Raw genomic sequence first — 17,092 nt, 5'->3', positions numbered from 1 at the left:
TCACTCCTCAATCACATGTACCTGAGTGCCTCCAGCACGAACTTGAGCCATTCCTCGCAAGACCTTGTCAGAAAGTTCCTTGTTCTGAGCGATTCTCAGGGTTTCTTGAATACTGTCCCATTCGCTCTTTGAAAGAACTACAATGTCCTCATCTGGATTTTTATTAACCACCGTCAAAGGTTCAAATTCATCGTTTACCTTTTTCATGTAGTCTTTTAAATGATTTCGAAATGTTGAGTAAAGAACTGCTTCCATAACCATACCTCGTTTTACCTCTTTTCCACTATTATACACAAAAAGAAAGAAATTGTCAGGAACTTGTACAAGATTTTTCTTTTCTATCTATTTATTCGAAAATCTTCTAAAAAAGCCTACCTTTCAGTAGACTTAGTTTGTTTCTATTCTAATGGGCACTCTGCCGAAATTCTGCTCTGCGATACTTGGCTGTCCTAGTTGGTAAATCTGGTCTGCTTTTTGGGTCATGGCATCCCAAGGTTCTTTGCCAATTCGGCTGACTAGAGAGACCTGCCCTTTCAGAGACTTGAGGTGTTGCCTGCCTTTTTCGGTAAAACCGAGAACATGAATACCTTCTGGCAGATCACTTTCTCTAGCCTGCACCAAGATATAGGTCAAGAGGCGTCTGACACGCGCCTTGGTGTAACGTTTGGTCGCAACCGCCTCGACCAATTCTTCCACAGACTGGGCTGTTTTGATAGCTTCCTTGATACGCACTGCCATTTCTTGATTGACCTGATAGATGGTGGTTAGGTCTGGATTTGAAAAGATTTGATAGCGGAGTAAGGGATAATAGTCATTCCAGCTCACCTTACTGGACCGCTCAAAGAGGGCAACAGAAGGCATAAAGCGTTCTAAGAAATCTTGGTCCCTCTGGTGCTGACGGAGGGCTGTCGCCGAGGAAAAGTCCGCGTCTTTGTCCACAGAATGGTAACCTGCGCCTTGACGTTTAATTGGATGAAGCTTGATGTTTCGTCCTGCAACTGCCTTAGCATAGGCCAAAGCAAGGACATGATTGGGCGTATCACCCGAAAAATCAAGACCTGCAAATTCCTTCCACATGGCTTGGGTTTTCTGAGGATAGGAGAGAGAATCAGGCAGATTATCCACAAATTTCTCCATCTCAGCACCTTGCTCTGTGAATAAGTCAGTGATTTTTTGATAATCCAGAACTTCTTCTGTTCCAAAAGCCAGCCTATCAATGCCCAACCGAGCCAAGATATCCACAGCTCCTTGACCAAAGAAATCTGCTGCCTGAACACTGACTGAAAAGGGCAATTCCACTACCAGATCCGCTCCATTTTCCAGTGCCATCTGAGCCCGTGTCCACTTGTCCACGATAGCAGGTTCTCCACGCTGCATGAAATTCCCTGACATGGCAACGATTTTCAGCCCCTTCGCCTGATCAAGCAGGTATTTGTGCCCATTATGAAAAGGATTGAACTCCGCGATAATACCTGTGATGGTCATGATGTTCTCCTACTTCTGCGCGACAAAAAACCAACGGGTGCTAGTTTCTGTCGGCTCCTTGTCCTCAAAGTCCGCATAGAGTTTGAAGGACTTGAATCCAGCCTGTTCCAGCAAAATATCATAGGTCAAGACTTCGTATGTACGCTCCTCGTGTACCTCATCGTGGCGACTAAAGGAACCATCGGCCTCCTTGATAAAGAAAGTCAACTCATGCACGATAGAGTGAGGTGCTGCGTCCTCATAGGTATCCCAGAGCATGGCGAAGTCTTCTGCATTTTCATGGTAGGAATAGCCTGGAAAAACTTCATCTGTCTGGTAGGTCGAATGCACATCAAAGATAAATACACCATCTTCGTTGAGGACATTATATACTTCCTTAAAGACGTCTCCTACCTCCACCTCATCCTGCATGTAGCAGATAGAGTCAGAGTAGCAAGTCACAAAATCATATTTACCAGCCTTGGACAAATTCAACATATTGCCTTCAATAAAATCAATCTTTTGCTTAGCTGATGTCGCTCTCTTTTCAGCAATTTTCAGCATATCCGCGCTCAAGTCAAGTCCTGTCACATCAAAACCAGCCTGAGAAAAGCGGACAGACTGGATACCTGTTCCACAAGCCAATTCCAAAAGCTTCTTTCTCTCCTTGGTCTTAGGCAAATTACGAAGCGAAAAATCCGTCCATTTATCGTATAAACTATCATCCATCACAGCATCGTAAACAGCCGCAAAGGTTTCATATGTCGCCATAATTAATATACAAAGAGCGTTAAAAGCTAAGAGAAAATAGGAAACTTTCTGCCGTATCATCAGATACAAGGGAAGGTTATCTTTTTCTCACAGCTTTTAGCTCGTGTTCAGTTTCAACATCAACCAAACACGGCGCCCTTTACCTTTCTATCAATTTTCTTCTAAAATAAGCAAAGAAACCCAGTTGACTGCAACTGAGTTCATCTACTAGGCCAAGGCTTCTGAAATATCTACAGAAACAGCCTCATGCCATAGTTTTTCAAGGTTATAGTGGGCACGCATTTCTTCTGAGAAGATATGCACAACGACACCGCCGAGGTCCAGCAAGACCCAGCCTCCAGCTGCATCGCCTTCAACATGGCTACCTTTAAAGCCAGCTTCAGCTACTTTTTCACGGATATTATCAGCGATAGCGTCCAACTGACGGCTATTCATCGAGCTAGTGATGACAAAGTAGTCCGTCACGCTGGTCAAATCTTGTACGTCAAGTGCGAGGATATCTTCCGCGCGTTTCTCATCAGCCGCTTTCACGACTAGTTCTAGTAATTCTTTTTCGTTCATTTAGTCCTCTTTCAAATAGTGCACAAAGGCGTTATAGGTTTCAAGGGTTTGGGGATAGATGGGGAATCCCTGATGAGCTAAATGCTCCACAGTTCGTGCCGTTTCGTAGGCCACTGCCTTATTGAGCGATAAACTTGCAATCTCACGCGCCACATCCACTCCCGGAAATGCTCGGTTATGCTCGATATAGTCTGCGACATAGATAACCTTGTCTAGGTCGCTCATCTGGTCAGCCCCGACCGTATGGATTTCAATAGCCCGCAGGATCTCAGAATCTTTCAAATTCAAATCTTCCTGAATCTTGTAGATGCCAACCATGCCATGCCAGACATTATTGCCCCAGTTTTTGAGGTCAGGGTCTAGCTGGTAACGGTCAATCAAATCCAGAAATTCCTGATCTGACAACTTTTTAGCATAATCATGAAGAAGGCCTGCTAGACCAGCTTTCTCGGCATCGACTCCGAATCGCTTCGCTAGCTCTATAGCTGCACGCTCCACACCTAGACAGTGGGTTAAGCGTTTTTCAGGTAGAAGCTCTGCCATTTTTTCCAACAAAGCCTCACGGGAGCAGTTGATATAGTCTTGATAGGCCATCAGTAAAGCCCCTCCTTCTCAATGTAGTCAAGCACTGGCTGAGGTAGGAGAAAGTTGGGTTTCCGACCTTGGGCAATGAAGTCACGCACCATGCTGGACGAGATGTCCATGAGAGGCACATCCACCCAGATAACTGGATAGGAAGTCCCTGCCTTGTAGCGTGGGCGCTGAACTCCAACAAACTGAACCATGTCAACCAGTTCATCAATTCGGTACCACTTGGGCAGATAGTCCACCATATCAGCTCCGATGATGAAGTAATAATCCGTATCTGGATGTTGCTCTGTCAAAATCTTCATGGTGTCGTAGGTGTAAGAAATACCCTTGCGCTCTAGCTCAATAGTTTCAATGGCTAGTCCTTCAATCCCCTCAATCGCCAACTCAAGCATCTTGAGACGGTGGTGTTCAGGGATGGTTTCTTTTTTATCTACGTGAGGGGGTTGGTATTCAGGCATGAGCAGGACCTGGTCCAGTCCTAACTGTTGTCGTACTTGGTCCGCCACAACAAGATGGGCATGGTGAACGGGGTTAAAATTCCCCCCTAAAATCCCAACTTGTTTGCGTTTTTTCTCCTTGATTTCTGGCTCCAACTCTACCTTGGTAAAGGGAGTCAATAATTCGATTGCCATAGGCTAGTCTCCTTTAATTCTCTGTAAAAACAGTTTCTTGGAGTTTCGGTCTTAGATTTCTTTGACTTTCTTGGAAATCTTGCGGTTTTCTTTCTTGCTGGATTGTTTAAATAAGATCAAGATGCGTCCGATTTTTTGGACTGTATCCACACCGATTTCTTCTTCCAAAATTTCAGCTACTTCGTGGATGTTTTCATCTGTGTTTTGTAAGAGAGTAACCTTGATCAATTCACGCGCGTCAAGAGCTTGACGGACGCTGGTCTTGATTTGGTCGTTGAGACCATTTTTTCCAATTTGAATGATGGGTTTGAGGGTGTGTGCCTGGCTGTTGAGGAAGGCACGTTGTTTTGATGTTAATGACATAATCTTTCTTCCTTGTTTTTTGATAGTTATTTTAGGTGGTGAGGGACGGTCGGAACTAATTTTCCAAAGATCTCATCTTTGCAAAATGGATTTCCTGACCTCACAATTGAGCCTAGGTCTCAATTGTGCCCCTTGCCAATCAAGAGATTGGCAATCACACCGCGGCAATAACTATCTTTTTATGAGCTCACTTTGTTCGCTCAGTGATTTTATTTTAAATTATTGCTTTTCGTGTGACGACGGCGACGCCTTCTGGTGCCCAGACGGCGACTTTGGCAGTGCCTGTTACTCGGATCCAGCCTAGTCCTGAGATGACTAGGTCAGTCTTGTCCTTGATATTAAATACATGCTGGACTAGTTTTGGAAAATCTTCTTTTTCCTTACTATTTGGTGGTGTGAGGAGAGTTCCGAGGTGCTTGTCGTAAAAGGCAGTTGCTCCTTCTAGCTTGGTACGGTGGAGTTTGAGTTCATTGTCAAAGAAAGCAGTAAATCCTTGCTTTTCACCTGCAATGAAGTCAAAGCGTCCTAAACCACCTAGAAACAGGGTTTGTTCAGGGTTAAGTTGATAGGTTTTGGGCTTGATTTCCTTTTTAGGACTGACATACTTGAGGTTTTTAGCCGTCAAGTAGTGGGCCATCTGGTGGCGATGGATAATCCCCGGCGTATCATAGATATAAGATCCGTCGTCAAGCGGAATCTCAATCTTGTCCAAGGTTGTCCCTGGGAAACGCGAAGTCGTGATGACATTCTGATCACCCGTTATTTCTTGGATAATAGCGTTGATAAGGGTTGACTTTCCAACGTTGGTCACCCCAACTACGTATACATCACGGCCCTTGCGGTAGTGTTCAATCTTGTCAATGACTTCCTTGATGGCATGTTTATTTTGCGCCGAAGTTAGGACGACATCGACAGGACGAAGTCCTTCTTCGTGGGCACGTTCCATGAGCCACTGGCTAATCTTGCCAGCCTTTACGGACTTAGGTAGAATATCTTTTTTATTTCCAACCAAGAGGACATCATTGCCCGACACAAAACGTGGCAAACCTGGGATGACAGAGCCATTAAAGTCAAAGATATCAATGACATTGACCACCAAGGCATCACTGTCTCCCACCTCGTGCAAGAGCTTGAGGAAGTCATCGTCTGTCAACTGAACATCTGTAATTTCATTGTAATGGCGGAGACGGAAACAGCGTTGGCAATAAACTTCACCAGTCTCCAAACCTTTTTCAAGTGCTGACTGGGGTGTAAATCCAAAACCAGCCTTATCTGTCGTCTGAATGGTTGCTCCACAACCAATACAGAGAATTTCTTCCATAGTTAAATTCCTTTTTTATATGTAATTGGTCCGTACTTTTCCGTTATTTTTCGCATGACACGGCGCTCGCGAGCTCGGTTAATCTGTGTTTTGATCGAGTCGTGTTGGACCAAGGGTTTGACCAAGATTGAGCGAATTCCTGCACGATGCGCTGCACGAATATCCGTCATGAGTTGGTCGCCGACCATGACCACTTCATTTTTCTCATAGTGGAATTCCTTCATGGCACGGTAAATCCCAAAGGTGAAGGGCTTCAAGGCCCAATAAACGTAGTCAATCCCAAACTTTTCAACTGCTCGTTGAACCCGTTTTTTGGTATTATTTGAGACCACGATGACACGAATACCTGCGTCACGAAGGTCATGTAGCCATTGCTTCATCTCTGGCGTTCCATCAGGGTTATTCCAAGCAATGAGGGTATTGTCCAAATCGACCAAAACAGCCTTGATTCCCTGCGCCTGCAGGCTTGGGACTGTCAGATCATAGACTGCTTCCACAGCAAAATCTGGCATATAGTTTTCAATTGCCATTCTGGCTCCTTTTCTTTTTAATTTCTAGCAATTTTCTTTAAACATTGGGCTAAGACTGCCCATAAAATTAGACTAGCTATCAAAATATAAATCCAAGCATTCGGTTCATCTGTAAACGGTAAAGGGACATTCATTCCGAAGAATCCTGTAATAACCGCAAGGATAGCCAGCAAGACTGAGATAATTGTCAAAGTTGTCAAATTATCATTCAAATTATTATTTAGGATGTTGTTGTAAGAGGCTGAGAGTTGTTGCAAAACTTGAGAAATCAAGTCTGTCATCGAAACCAACTGATGGGCTTCAATCATGGCATCGTCAAACTGCTCTCTTTCTACCTCATTAAGATTGCGATAAAGAGCATGCCCTTGGATGTGTTCCAAGAGGAGACGATTTTGTTTGGCAGCAGCTGTCAAGTAAACCATACCAGTTTCCAAGTCAGAGAGGGCAAAAAGATTTTTTTTAGTTGTTTTTTGACGAAGAAGTGCACTGATTTCATCCTTACTTTTATCCATCTCTTCAATAACTGGATAATAAGCATTGCTAATAATCTCTAAACTGGCAAAAAGAAATTTGTAGATTGAAATAATTTCATGGCTTTCAAGATAGGTCGCCATGCGTTTAATCACATAAGTATTCTTGTGATTGCTGATAGTGATCAACCGTTGTTTTTCAACGATAAAGGTCATCGGAATCGCTTCATAGTATTCCTTGTCTTTTTCTAAATCAAGAACATTATAAATGAAGGTTACCGTCCCCGTTTCACGGTTATAATCCATGTGGGCTCGTTCATTTCTATCTAGAGCATACTCAATGGTTTCCTTGTCCAATCCATAGACGTCAGAAAGATCTTCCATGTTTTTAATCTTGTCCACATCAAGGTCTATCCAGGTACAATCATGACCTAGTTTTTTCTCTACAAATAGCATACTCTCTCCTTTGCCAAACTCTTTCTATTGTACCACAAATCTGCCAAAATAGCAGACTTACTCTGGGCGGGAAAAGTTGCTGACAACAGTGATATTTCGGTTGGGAACAAAGTGAAGAGCTTGGTCATCGCTGCGAAGTTGGGTCGTACGGATTCCTACACTGACAACCTTGCCAGATACGGTAATCGGTCCATTTGTGAGAACCACTTCGTCGCCCACATCGATCTGGCGTTCAAAGAGGATGAAAAAGCCATTGATGACATCAGATAGAAAACCTTGTGCTCCCATACCGATAGCCACTCCAGCAATCCCTGCCCCAGCAAGGAGGCTGGAAACTGGCAAACCTAAAATGGACAAGATACAGTAGATTAAAAAGAAATAAAGGCTATAGTTAAAGATATTCTCAAGCAAACGAGAAATGGTTTTTTGTCTGCCAGCATCTCGATTGGAAAATTTAAGTGAGGGCTTGACAATCTTTCGTACAGTCGCGTGAAGCATCTTTTTAGCTATATAAAATAGCAGAAACAAAATCAAAAGAGAAATCAGTTTGGTCAAGAGATTCTCTAATAGACTTGTTACATCCAATTTATCAAGATAACGTTGAAAAAATTCTTGCATACAAAACTCCTTTCTAGTATTATACCACAAATCATCCCGTTCAATTCCCTCATAAATATTCCAATATTCCCCCAAACTCAAATAAAAAGACTTGCCTCAACGGCATATTTATACTATAATCATAAACAATACATTTTGAAGGAGACTATTATGAAAAGAATTATTCGAGCCTGGAACAAGGCCAGCCTCATCAAACGTATCCTAATCGGCATGCTTCTTGGAGCCTCTCTAGGGCTACTTTTTCCTAGTCTGTCAGGGCTCGGCATTCTCGGTGACCTATTCGTTGGGGGTCTGAAAGCCATCGCTCCTGTCTTGGTCTTTACCCTCGTCGCAAATGCCCTCTCACAACATCAAAAAGGGCAAGATACCAATATGAAGACCGTTATTTTTCTCTATCTACTCGGTACCTTTGCAGCTGCCTTGATTGCCGTACTGGCTAGTTTTCTCTTCCCCGTCCAGATTACTCTCAGCAGTGCGAGCACAGAGATTGCCCCACCAGATGGCATCGGTCAAGTTCTCAGCAACCTCCTACTGAATCTCGTGGACAATCCCCTCAATGCCATCGTCCAAGCTAATTATATCGGGATCCTATCCTGGGCTGTTGTCTTTGGACTTGCTATGAGAGAAGCTAGCAAAAACAGCAAGGAATTGCTCAAAACCATGGCTGGTGTAACTTCCAAGATTGTGGAGTGGATTATCAATTTGGCACCTTTCGGAATTATGGGCTTGGTCTTCAAGACCATCTCTGATAAAGGAATTACCAGCCTTGCTAACTACGGAATTTTGCTAGGGCTCTTGATTGCAACTATGGCTTTTGTGGCCCTTTTCATCAATCCCCTCATTGCCTTTTTCTTTATGAGAAAAAATCCTTATCCCCTTGTTTTTAAATGTTTGCGTGTCAGTGGAATTACAGCTTTCTTTACTCGTAGTTCTGCCGCTAATATCCCTGTCAACATGAAACTCTGCCAAGATCTAGGACTCAATCCAGATACCTACTCTGTTTCTATCCCCCTTGGCTCCACTATTAACATGGCTGGCGCTGCCGTAACCATTAACATTCTGACTCTAGCTGCAGTCAATACGCTAGGAATCTCTGTCGACTTTGGTACAGCTTTTGTGCTCAGTGTAGTGGCTGCTATTTCTGCCTGCGGAGCTTCTGGAATCGCTGGTGGATCACTCCTCCTCATTCCCGTCGCTTGTAGTCTCTTTGGGATTTCAAATGACGTTGCTATGCAGGTAGTCGGAGTTGGTTTTGTCATCGGTGTCGTCCAAGACTCCTGTGAAACTGCCCTGAACTCTTCTACCGACGTTCTCTTTACAGCAGTGGCTGAGTACGCGTCGGCACGTAAAAAATAGATTTTTTAAGACAAGTCTTCCAAGTCTTGTCTTTTATACTCTTATTCTAGTATTATAGGAAATTCTCATGTCTATCACCCAACGTACGACAAAACTGATCTTAGCGACCTGCCTCGCTTGTTTTCTAGCTTATTTTTTAGATTTATCATCAGCGGTTTCAGCTGGAATTATCTCCCTCTTAAGCCTATCCGACACGCGCAGAAGCACACTGAAATTGGCACGTAACCGCCTCTTTTCCATGCTCCTAGCGCTCGCTATCGGTGTTCTAGCCTTTCAGCTGACAGGCTTTCACATCTGGAGCCTAGGCCTCTATCTGGCTCTCTATGTCCCTCTTGCTTACAAAATGGGCTGGGAAATCGGCATCACCCCTAGCAGTGTCTTGGTCAGTCATCTTTTGGTACAAGAGTCTACCTCTCCAGAGCTCTTGCTTAATGAAGTGTTCCTCTTTCTCATCGGGACAAGCTTTGCTCTATTGGTCAATCTTTATATGCCCTCTCGTGAGAAAGCCATCCAAAGCTACCACCTTCAGGTCGAAGAAAAGTTAAAAGATATCCTCCTTCGCTTTAAGTACTATCTGTCAAGGGGAGACGGACGCAATCAAGCCCAACTCGTTGACGAATTAGACAGCCTCCTCGATGAAGCCCTCAAGCTGGTCTATTTGGATCACTCAAATCACCTCTTTCACCAGACGGACTACCATATCCACTACTTTGAGATGAGGCAACAGCAAAGTCGTATCCTGCGAAATATGGCCCAGCAGATCAATACCTGTCACCTAGCTGCTAGTGAGAGCTTGATCTTGGCCCAACTCTTTTCTAAGATTGCTACCCAGCTAAGCCAAACCAATCCTGCTCATGACTTACTTGATGACATCGAACGCTATCTGCAAGTCTTCCGCAATCGGAGTCTCCCTAAAACACGTGAGGAGTTTGAGACCCGTGCCACCCTCCTGCAGCTACTACGCGAAGCCGAAACCTTCATTCAGGTCAAGGTCGATTTTTATCAGAAATATGGAAACTAGAAAAACCTCAGAAGAATTCATGTAACATGATTTCTCTGAGGTTTTTAATTTACCTTTGACTTCAATTACCTTCACTAGGAAAAGTCCACGAATCGATATTATTCGCGGACTTTTCCTAGTGAAGCGTTTAGGTAAGCAGATTTTTACACTACGACACGAAGTTTGGCAAATCGATTATATTTGCCAAACGTAGTTAGTAAGGCAGTTAGCTAGACCACTCACTACCCGTTACGACGTAAAGTTTTACGAATCGATATTATTCGTAAAACTTTACTAGTGGAGCGCCTAGCCAAGTTCCATAGAACTTGGCGTTAGTTACTTAGATTGTTACACAATCATCAAAATTCAGTTTCCTACGACACGAAGAGGCGAAAACGATTATTTTTCGCCGATGAGTTAGTAAGGCAGTTAGCTAGTTCGCCAAATAGCGACTAGCGTCCAACAATTAGGAACTTTAGTTCCAATTGTTGGTGCTGAGTTACATCTTCTCTTCCAACTCTACATCTGGGTACTTATCCGCAAACCAGCGGAGGGCAAAGTCGTTTTCAAAGAGGAAGACAGGTTGGTCGAAGCGATCCTTGGCCAAGATGTTTCGACTTGAAGACATGCGTTCGTCTAGGTCCTCTGGCTTGATCCAACGGACTGTCTTTTTACCCATTGGAGTCATAACAACTTCAGCGTTATACTCGCCTTCCATGCGGTGCTTGAAGACTTCAAACTGGAGTTGTCCGACTGCGCCTAGCATGTACTCGCCTGTTTGGTAATTCTTATAAAGCTGGATGGCTCCTTCTTGTACCAACTGCTCCATGCCCTTGTGGAAGGATTTTTGTTTCATGACATTCTTAGGCGAAACCTTCATAAAAATCTCTGGAGTAAAGGTTGGCAGTGGTTCAAATTCAAACTTGTTTTTTCCAACCGTCAAGGTATCCCCAACCTGATAAGTACCTGTATCGTAAACCCCGATGATATCTCCAGCTACGGCATTGGTGACATTCTCACGACTTTCCGCCATAAACTGAGTAACATTAGACAGCTTGGCACCCTTACCAGTACGAGGCAGGTTGACACTCATACCACGTTCAAATTCACCCGAAACGATACGGACAAAGGCGATGCGGTCGCGGTGACGAGGGTCCATGTTGGCTTGAATTTTAAAGACAAAGCCTGAGAAATCCTTGTCGTAAGGATCCACAATTTCACCGTCTATTTTCTTGTGTCCATGTGGCTCTGGCGCAAACTTGAGGAAAGTCTCAAGGAAGGTCTGCACACCAAAGTTAGTGAGAGCTGACCCAAAGAATACCGGAGTCAAATCACCTGCAAGAATGGCTTCCTCTGAGAATTCATTTCCTGCTTCATTTAAAAGTTCAATATCATCTTTGACTTGCTCATAGAAAGGATTGCTCACAAAAAGTTTGTCGCCATCTTCTAGGCTGGCAAAACGTTCATCCCCTTTATAGAGTTCCAAGCGTTGATTATAGAGGTCATAGAGACCTTCAAAGGCTTTCCCCATCCCGATTGGCCAGTTCATCGGATAACTCGCAATACCTAGAACTTCTTCTAGTTCTTGCAAGAGGTCCAGTGGCTCACGACCATCACGGTCCAACTTGTTCATAAAGGTAAAGACTGGAATGCCACGGTGTTTAACAACTTCAAACAATTTCTTGGTTTGGGCCTCGATACCCTTGGCAGAATCCACCACCATGACCGCAGCATCCACCGCCATCAAGGTACGATAGGTATCTTCTGAGAAGTCCTCGTGTCCTGGTGTGTCTAGGATATTGACACGTTTGCCGTCGTAGTCAAATTGCATCACAGATGAAGTTACCGAAATCCCACGTTGTTTCTCAATATCCATCCAGTCAGACTTGGCAAAAGTCCCTGTCTTCTTCCCTTTTACAGTACCAGCCTCACGAATCTCGCCCCCAAAGTAGAGCAACTGCTCAGTGATGGTTGTTTTCCCCGCGTCCGGGTGGGAAATGATGGCAAAGGTACGGCGTTTCTTAATTTCTTCTTGAATAGTCATATCTTCTCTCTCTTTTTTTAGGATAATAGTGAATGCTATATTTTATTTTATATTTTTACATCGGAATATTCCAATCCTTTCAACTCTCCATTATATCGGATTTTGGGGAGTTTTTCAATTGCTCATCTGATGAAAAGGCAAGCTAGAGCACAGATTGCGCCTGATTTCTCTTTTTCCACCGTTTCTTGAACAAGATATCAAAGAGAAGCAAAGCTAGAGAAAGAATAACCGACACAAGGAGGTACTTTATCCATAGAGGAGCATTCGGGATAAACGGTGTATCTCTTAAGAGGCCATAATTTCCACCAGTCACCTGATTAACCCCAACTAGAAAGAGATTGAGAACAAAGGTGTAGGCTACTATCATATATTTCTTGAGCAGGCTCTTGTCATAGTGATTCATCAAGTAGACCAAGGAATTGACCAAAAGGGCATAGTGCCCAATCAAAAATGAAAAACTAGTGATATGGGGGAAGTCATAGGGGTCAAAAACCGGATAAACCAAGGCAAAGACCGCTCCACTTACTCCTAAGAGGGCAAAATATTGCTTGCTCCGCCATTTATCTGGTAAGAAAACCACTGCAAACATAGCCAAACGGCAATGATAAAATGGAAGGCTATTAGAAAATGGAATCTCCAAACCAACATACCAGCTATATAGGGCTAGCAACTGGAGGATCTGAATCCCCTTAAACAAGCGGACAAATTTCGGATTCTTGTGATAAGCAAGTGCTCCATAAATACAAAGTACTAAGAGAAACATCATAACCCCATACCAAAAGAGTGAAATGGGAGGAGGAACCGTTTGAAATCTGGTGATAAATTGATGGAACATATTTCTATCCTAACTCTTATTTTTTCTATTCTCTAGTTTAACCATTATAGCGAATTAAAAGCGATTTTTCAATTTCTATTTCTTTTTAGTTCGGCTCCCTTATTTATAGGAAAATATGGTAAAATAGAACAGACTAAAAATCATCATTTCACGAAAGGATGCAAGATGAAAATTACGCAAGAAGAGGTAACACACGTTGCCAATCTTTCAAAATTAAAATTCTCTGAAGAAGAAACTGCCGCCTTTGCGACAACCTTGTCTAAGATTGTTGACATGGTTGAATTGCTAAGCGAAGTCGACACAACTGGTGTCGCACCTACTACAACCATGGCTGACCGTAAGACCGTACTCCGCCCTGATGTGGCCGAAGAAGGAACAGACCGTGATTGCTTGTTTAAAAACGTACCTGAAAAAGATAACTACTATATCAAGGTACCAGCTATCCTAGATGATGGAGGAGATGCCTAATGACTTTTAATAACAAAACCATTGAAGACTTGCACAACCTCCTTGTCTCTAAGGAAATTTCTGCAACTGAATTGACACAAGCAACGCTTGAAGATATCAAATCTCGCGAGACGGCTATCAATGCTTTTATTACCATCGCTGAAGAGCAAGCCCTCGCTCAAGCTAAGGCTATTGATGAAGCTGGAATTGATGTGGATAATGTCCTTTCAGGAATTCCGCTGGCCGTTAAAGATAATATCTCTACAGATGGTATCCTGACAACTGCAGCCTCAAAAATGCTCTACAACTACGAGCCTATCTTTGATGCGACAGCCGTTTCCAATGCCAAAACTAAAGGTATGATTGTTGTTGGGAAAACTAACATGGACGAATTTGCCATGGGTGGATCAGGTGAAACTTCTCACTATGGTGCCACTAAAAATGCTTGGGACCACAGCAAGGTTCCTGGTGGTTCATCAAGTGGTTCTGCCGCAGCTGTAGCCTCAGGACAAGTCCGCTTGTCACTTGGTTCTGATACTGGTGGTTCTATCCGCCAACCTGCTGCCTTCAACGGGATTGTTGGTCTCAAACCAACCTACGGAACGGTTTCACGTTTCGGTCTCATTGCTTTCGGTAGCTCACTAGACCAGATCGGACCTTTTGCACCAACTGTTAAGGAGAATGCCCTCTTGCTCAACGCTATTGCCAGCGAAGATGCAAAAGACTCTACTTCTGCTCCTGTCCGCATTGCCGACTTTACTTCCAAAATCGGTCAAGACATCAAGGGCATGAAAATCGCTTTGCCTAAAGAATACCTTGGTGAAGGAATTGACCCAGAGGTTAAGGAAACAATCTTGAACGCGGCCAAACACTTCGAGAAACTTGGCGCTATTGTCGAAGAAGTCAGCCTTCCCCACTCTAAATACGGTGTTGCCGTTTACTACATCATTGCTTCATCAGAAGCTTCATCAAACTTGCAACGCTTTGACGGTATCCGTTACGGCTACCGCGCAGAGGATGCAAGCAACCTTGATGAAATCTATGTAAACAGCCGCAGTCAAGGTTTCGGTGAAGAAGTGAAACGTCGTATCATGCTAGGTACTTTCAGTCTTTCATCAGGTTACTACGATGCCTACTACAAGAAGGCTGGACAAGTCCGTACCCTCATCATCCAAGATTTTGAAAAAGTCTTTGCGGATTACGACTTGATTTTGGGACCAACTGCTCCAAGCGTTGCCTATGATTTGGACTCCCTCAACCATGACCCCGTTGCCATGTACTTGGCTGACCTTTTGACCATCCCAGTCAACTTGGCAGGTCTTCCAGGGATTTCGATTCCTGCTGGATTTTCTCAAGGTCTACCTGTCGGTCTCCAATTGATTGGTCCTAAATACTCTGAGGAGACCATTTACCAAGCTGCCGCTGCTTTTGAAGCAACAACAGACTACCACAAACAACAACCCGTGATTTTTGGAGGTGACAACTAATGAACTTTGAAACAGTTATTGGACTTGAAGTCCACGTAGAGCTCAACACCAATTCAAAAATCTTCTCACCAACTTCTGCCCACTTCGGAAATGACCAAAACGCCAACACCAACGTGATTGACTGGTCTTTCCCAGGAGTTCTGCCAGTTCTCAATAAAGGTGTTGTTGATGCCGGTATCAAAGCTGCTCTTGCCCTCAACATGGACATCCACAAGCACATGCACTTTGACCGCAAGAACTACTTCTATCCTGATAATCCAAAAGCCTACCAAATTTCCCAGTTTGATGAGCCAATCGGTTATAACGGCTGGATTGAAGTGGAGCTAGAAGACGGTACGACCAAGAAAATCGGTATCGAACGTGCCCACCTAGAAGAAGACGCTGGTAAAAACACCCACGGTACAGATGGCTACTCTTATGTTGACCTCAACCGCCAGGGAGTTCCCTTGATTGAGATTGTATCTGAGGCCGATATGCGTTCACCTGAAGAAGCCTACGCTTATCTGACAGCCCTCAAGGAAGTCATCCAGTACGCTGGTATATCTGACGTTAAGATGGAAGAAGGTTCCATGCGTGTGGATGCCAATATCTCTCTTCGTCCTTATGGTCAAGAGAAATTCGGTACCAAGACTGAGTTGAAAAACCTCAATTCCTTCTCAAACGTTCGCAAGGGTCTCGAATACGAAGTCCAACGTCAAGCTGAAATCCTTCGCTCAGGTGGCCAAATCCGCCAAGAAACACGCCGTTACGATGAAACTAACAAAGCAACCATCCTCATGCGTGTCAAGGAAGGAGCTGCAGACTACCGCTACTTCCCAGAACCAGACCTACCCCTCTTTGAAATCTCAGATGAGTGGATCGGAGAAATGCGTACAGAGTTGCCAGAGTTTCCAAAGGAACGCCGTGCGCGCTACGTATCTGACCTTGGCTTGTCAGACTACGATGCTAGCCAGTTGACTGCAAACAAAGTCACTTCTGACTTCTTTGAAAAAGCTGTTGCCCTCGGTGGTGATGCCAAACAAGTCTCTAACTGGCTCCAAGGTGAAGTCGCTCAATTCTTGAACGCAGAAGGCAAAACTCTCGAACAAATCGAATTGACACCAGAAAACTTGGTTGAAATGATTGCCATCATCGAAGACGGCACTATCTCATCTAAGATTGCCAAAAAAGTCTTTGTCCACCTGGCTAAAAATGGTGGTGGCGCGCGTGAATACGTGGAAAAAGCAGGCTTGGTGCAAATCTCTGATCCAGATGTTCTGATTCCAATCATCCACCAAGTCTTTGCGGATAACGAAGCTGCCGTTGCCGACTTCAAGTCAGGCAAACGCAACGCAGACAAGGCCTTCACAGGATTCCTTATGAAGGCAACCAAAGGCCAAGCCAACCCACAAGTTGCCCTTAAACTGCTTACACAGGAATTGGCCAAGTTGAAAGAAAACTAGATAGAAAAAAACCAGCCCTAAGGTTGGTTTTTTCTTCTCTACCAACTCCCAATAACTATTTTGGCTTTATTTCCAGAGTATTTTATGGTAAAATGAAGAGTAATAATATTTATTAAAGAGGTAAAAACATGATTGAAGCAAGTAAATTAAAAGCTGGTATGACATTTGAAACTGCAGACGGAAAATTGATCCGCGTTTTGGAAGCTAGCCACCACAAACCAGGTAAAGGAAACACGATTATGCGTATGAAATTGCGTGATGTCCGTACTGGTTCTACATTTGACACAAGCTACCGTCCAGAGGAAAAATTTGAACAAGCCATCATCGAGACTGTTCCAGCTCAATACTTGTACAAAATGGATGACACAGCCTACTTCATGAATACAGAAACTTACGACCAATACGAAATCCCTGTAGTCAACGTTGAAAACGAATTGCTTTACATCCTTGAAAACTCAGAAGTGAAAATCCAATTCTACGGAACTGAAGTGATCGGTGTTACGGTTCCTACTACTGTCGAATTGACAGTTGCAGAAACTCAACCGTCTATCAAAGGCGCTACTGTAACAGGTTCTGGTAAGCCTGCAACTATGGAAACTGGACTTGTCGTAAACGTTCCAGACTTCATCGAGGCAGGGCAAAAGCTCGTTATCAACACTGCAGAAGGAACTTACGTTTCTCGTGCCTAATCTCTAGAAAGAGGT

Annotated in this window: 19 protein-coding genes; 6 read left to right on the top strand and 13 right to left on the bottom strand. The window is 43.9% G+C overall.

Annotated elements, in window-relative coordinates:
* From FGK98_RS02050 to FGK98_RS02000, 11 genes are all read right to left on the bottom strand, one after another.
* Nucleotides 1–255, bottom strand: a complete 255-nt coding sequence (locus FGK98_RS02050) for a type II toxin-antitoxin system Phd/YefM family antitoxin (RefSeq protein WP_025171799.1) — start codon at nucleotides 253–255, stop codon at nucleotides 1–3.
* 132 nt (nucleotides 256–387) lie between these two features.
* Nucleotides 388–1,485, bottom strand: coding sequence for a nucleotidyltransferase (locus FGK98_RS02045; protein WP_138099818.1), 1,098 nt, complete (start codon nucleotides 1,483–1,485; stop codon nucleotides 388–390).
* Nucleotides 1,486–1,494: 9 nt separating this feature from the next.
* The gene (locus FGK98_RS02040) at nucleotides 1,495–2,235 is read right to left on the bottom strand and encodes a class I SAM-dependent DNA methyltransferase (RefSeq protein WP_277871339.1); all 741 of its coding nucleotides are present in this window, start codon (nucleotides 2,233–2,235) and stop codon (nucleotides 1,495–1,497) included.
* 207 nt (nucleotides 2,236–2,442) lie between these two features.
* Nucleotides 2,443–2,796 (bottom strand): ribosome silencing factor, encoded by a 354-nt coding sequence (gene rsfS / locus FGK98_RS02035; protein WP_138099816.1) that lies wholly within the window; start codon nucleotides 2,794–2,796, stop codon nucleotides 2,443–2,445.
* Entirely contained in the window at nucleotides 2,797–3,390 is a 594-nt protein-coding gene (gene yqeK / locus FGK98_RS02030; RefSeq protein ID WP_138099815.1) for a bis(5'-nucleosyl)-tetraphosphatase (symmetrical) YqeK, read from the bottom strand.
* Nucleotides 3,390–4,019 (bottom strand): nicotinate-nucleotide adenylyltransferase, encoded by a 630-nt coding sequence (locus FGK98_RS02025; protein WP_000963695.1) that lies wholly within the window; start codon nucleotides 4,017–4,019, stop codon nucleotides 3,390–3,392. Before FGK98_RS02025 ends, yqeK begins: the two co-directional genes overlap by 1 nt.
* Nucleotides 4,020–4,070: 51 nt before the next feature.
* On the bottom strand, nucleotides 4,071–4,382 hold the full coding sequence (gene yhbY, locus FGK98_RS02020; RefSeq protein ID WP_000060169.1) for a ribosome assembly RNA-binding protein YhbY: 312 nt from the start codon (nucleotides 4,380–4,382) through the stop codon (nucleotides 4,071–4,073).
* Nucleotides 4,383–4,596: 214 nt separating this feature from the next.
* Nucleotides 4,597–5,703 carry a ribosome biogenesis GTPase YqeH gene (gene yqeH / locus FGK98_RS02015; protein WP_138099814.1) on the bottom strand — a complete coding sequence of 369 codons (1,107 nt, stop codon included), beginning with the start codon at nucleotides 5,701–5,703 and terminating at the stop codon, nucleotides 4,597–4,599.
* 2 nt (nucleotides 5,704–5,705) lie between these two features.
* A complete protein-coding gene (locus FGK98_RS02010; protein WP_138099813.1) occupies nucleotides 5,706–6,233 on the bottom strand; it encodes a YqeG family HAD IIIA-type phosphatase in 528 nt (175 codons plus the stop codon).
* A gap of 17 nt (nucleotides 6,234–6,250) precedes the next feature.
* Nucleotides 6,251–7,159 carry a magnesium transporter CorA family protein gene (locus tag FGK98_RS02005; protein WP_000899717.1) on the bottom strand — a complete coding sequence of 303 codons (909 nt, stop codon included), beginning with the start codon at nucleotides 7,157–7,159 and terminating at the stop codon, nucleotides 6,251–6,253.
* Nucleotides 7,160–7,216: 57 nt separating this feature from the next.
* Nucleotides 7,217–7,777, bottom strand: coding sequence for a mechanosensitive ion channel family protein (locus tag FGK98_RS02000; protein WP_138099812.1), 561 nt, complete (start codon nucleotides 7,775–7,777; stop codon nucleotides 7,217–7,219).
* Nucleotides 7,778–7,927: 150 nt separating this feature from the next.
* Here FGK98_RS02000 and sstT point away from each other — a divergent pair, with 150 nt between their 5' ends.
* The gene (gene sstT, locus FGK98_RS01995) at nucleotides 7,928–9,133 is read left to right on the top strand and encodes a serine/threonine transporter SstT (RefSeq protein WP_138099811.1); all 1,206 of its coding nucleotides are present in this window, start codon (nucleotides 7,928–7,930) and stop codon (nucleotides 9,131–9,133) included.
* 67 nt (nucleotides 9,134–9,200) lie between these two features.
* Nucleotides 9,201–10,154: an aromatic acid exporter family protein gene (locus FGK98_RS01990; RefSeq protein WP_138099810.1), complete on the top strand. Its 954-nt coding sequence runs from the start codon at nucleotides 9,201–9,203 to the stop codon at nucleotides 10,152–10,154.
* Nucleotides 10,155–10,632: 478 nt separating this feature from the next.
* On the opposite strand, the gene FGK98_RS01985 is transcribed toward FGK98_RS01990, so the two are convergent.
* Entirely contained in the window at nucleotides 10,633–12,177 is a 1,545-nt protein-coding gene (locus tag FGK98_RS01985) for a peptide chain release factor 3 (RefSeq protein ID WP_138099809.1), read from the bottom strand.
* 142 nt (nucleotides 12,178–12,319) lie between these two features.
* The gene (locus tag FGK98_RS01980) at nucleotides 12,320–13,012 is read right to left on the bottom strand and encodes a YwaF family protein (protein ID WP_138099808.1); all 693 of its coding nucleotides are present in this window, start codon (nucleotides 13,010–13,012) and stop codon (nucleotides 12,320–12,322) included.
* A 165-nt stretch (nucleotides 13,013–13,177) separates the two neighbouring features.
* Between FGK98_RS01980 and gatC the strand changes: the two genes are divergently transcribed.
* The 4 genes from gatC to efp all read left to right on the top strand — a co-directional run bounded on the left by gatC (nucleotide 13,178) and on the right by efp (nucleotide 17,077).
* Nucleotides 13,178–13,480 (top strand): Asp-tRNA(Asn)/Glu-tRNA(Gln) amidotransferase subunit GatC, encoded by a 303-nt coding sequence (gene gatC, locus FGK98_RS01975; protein ID WP_138099807.1) that lies wholly within the window; start codon nucleotides 13,178–13,180, stop codon nucleotides 13,478–13,480.
* Entirely contained in the window at nucleotides 13,480–14,946 is a 1,467-nt protein-coding gene (gene gatA / locus FGK98_RS01970; RefSeq protein ID WP_138099806.1) for an Asp-tRNA(Asn)/Glu-tRNA(Gln) amidotransferase subunit GatA, read from the top strand. Before gatC ends, gatA begins: the two co-directional genes overlap by 1 nt.
* Nucleotides 14,946–16,388 (top strand): Asp-tRNA(Asn)/Glu-tRNA(Gln) amidotransferase subunit GatB, encoded by a 1,443-nt coding sequence (gatB, locus tag FGK98_RS01965; protein ID WP_138099805.1) that lies wholly within the window; start codon nucleotides 14,946–14,948, stop codon nucleotides 16,386–16,388. Before gatA ends, gatB begins: the two co-directional genes overlap by 1 nt.
* Nucleotides 16,389–16,516: 128 nt before the next feature.
* Nucleotides 16,517–17,077, top strand: coding sequence for an elongation factor P (gene efp / locus FGK98_RS01960; RefSeq protein ID WP_000568642.1), 561 nt, complete (start codon nucleotides 16,517–16,519; stop codon nucleotides 17,075–17,077).
* Nucleotides 17,078–17,092 lie beyond the last annotated feature (15 nt).

The sequence above is a fragment of the Streptococcus australis genome, assembly GCF_901543175.1.
In the GTDB taxonomy this organism is placed as follows: domain Bacteria; phylum Bacillota; class Bacilli; order Lactobacillales; family Streptococcaceae; genus Streptococcus; species Streptococcus australis_A.
The sequence above is the reverse complement of the archived record's forward strand: the minus strand, read 5'-3'. Positions and strand labels throughout refer to the sequence as shown.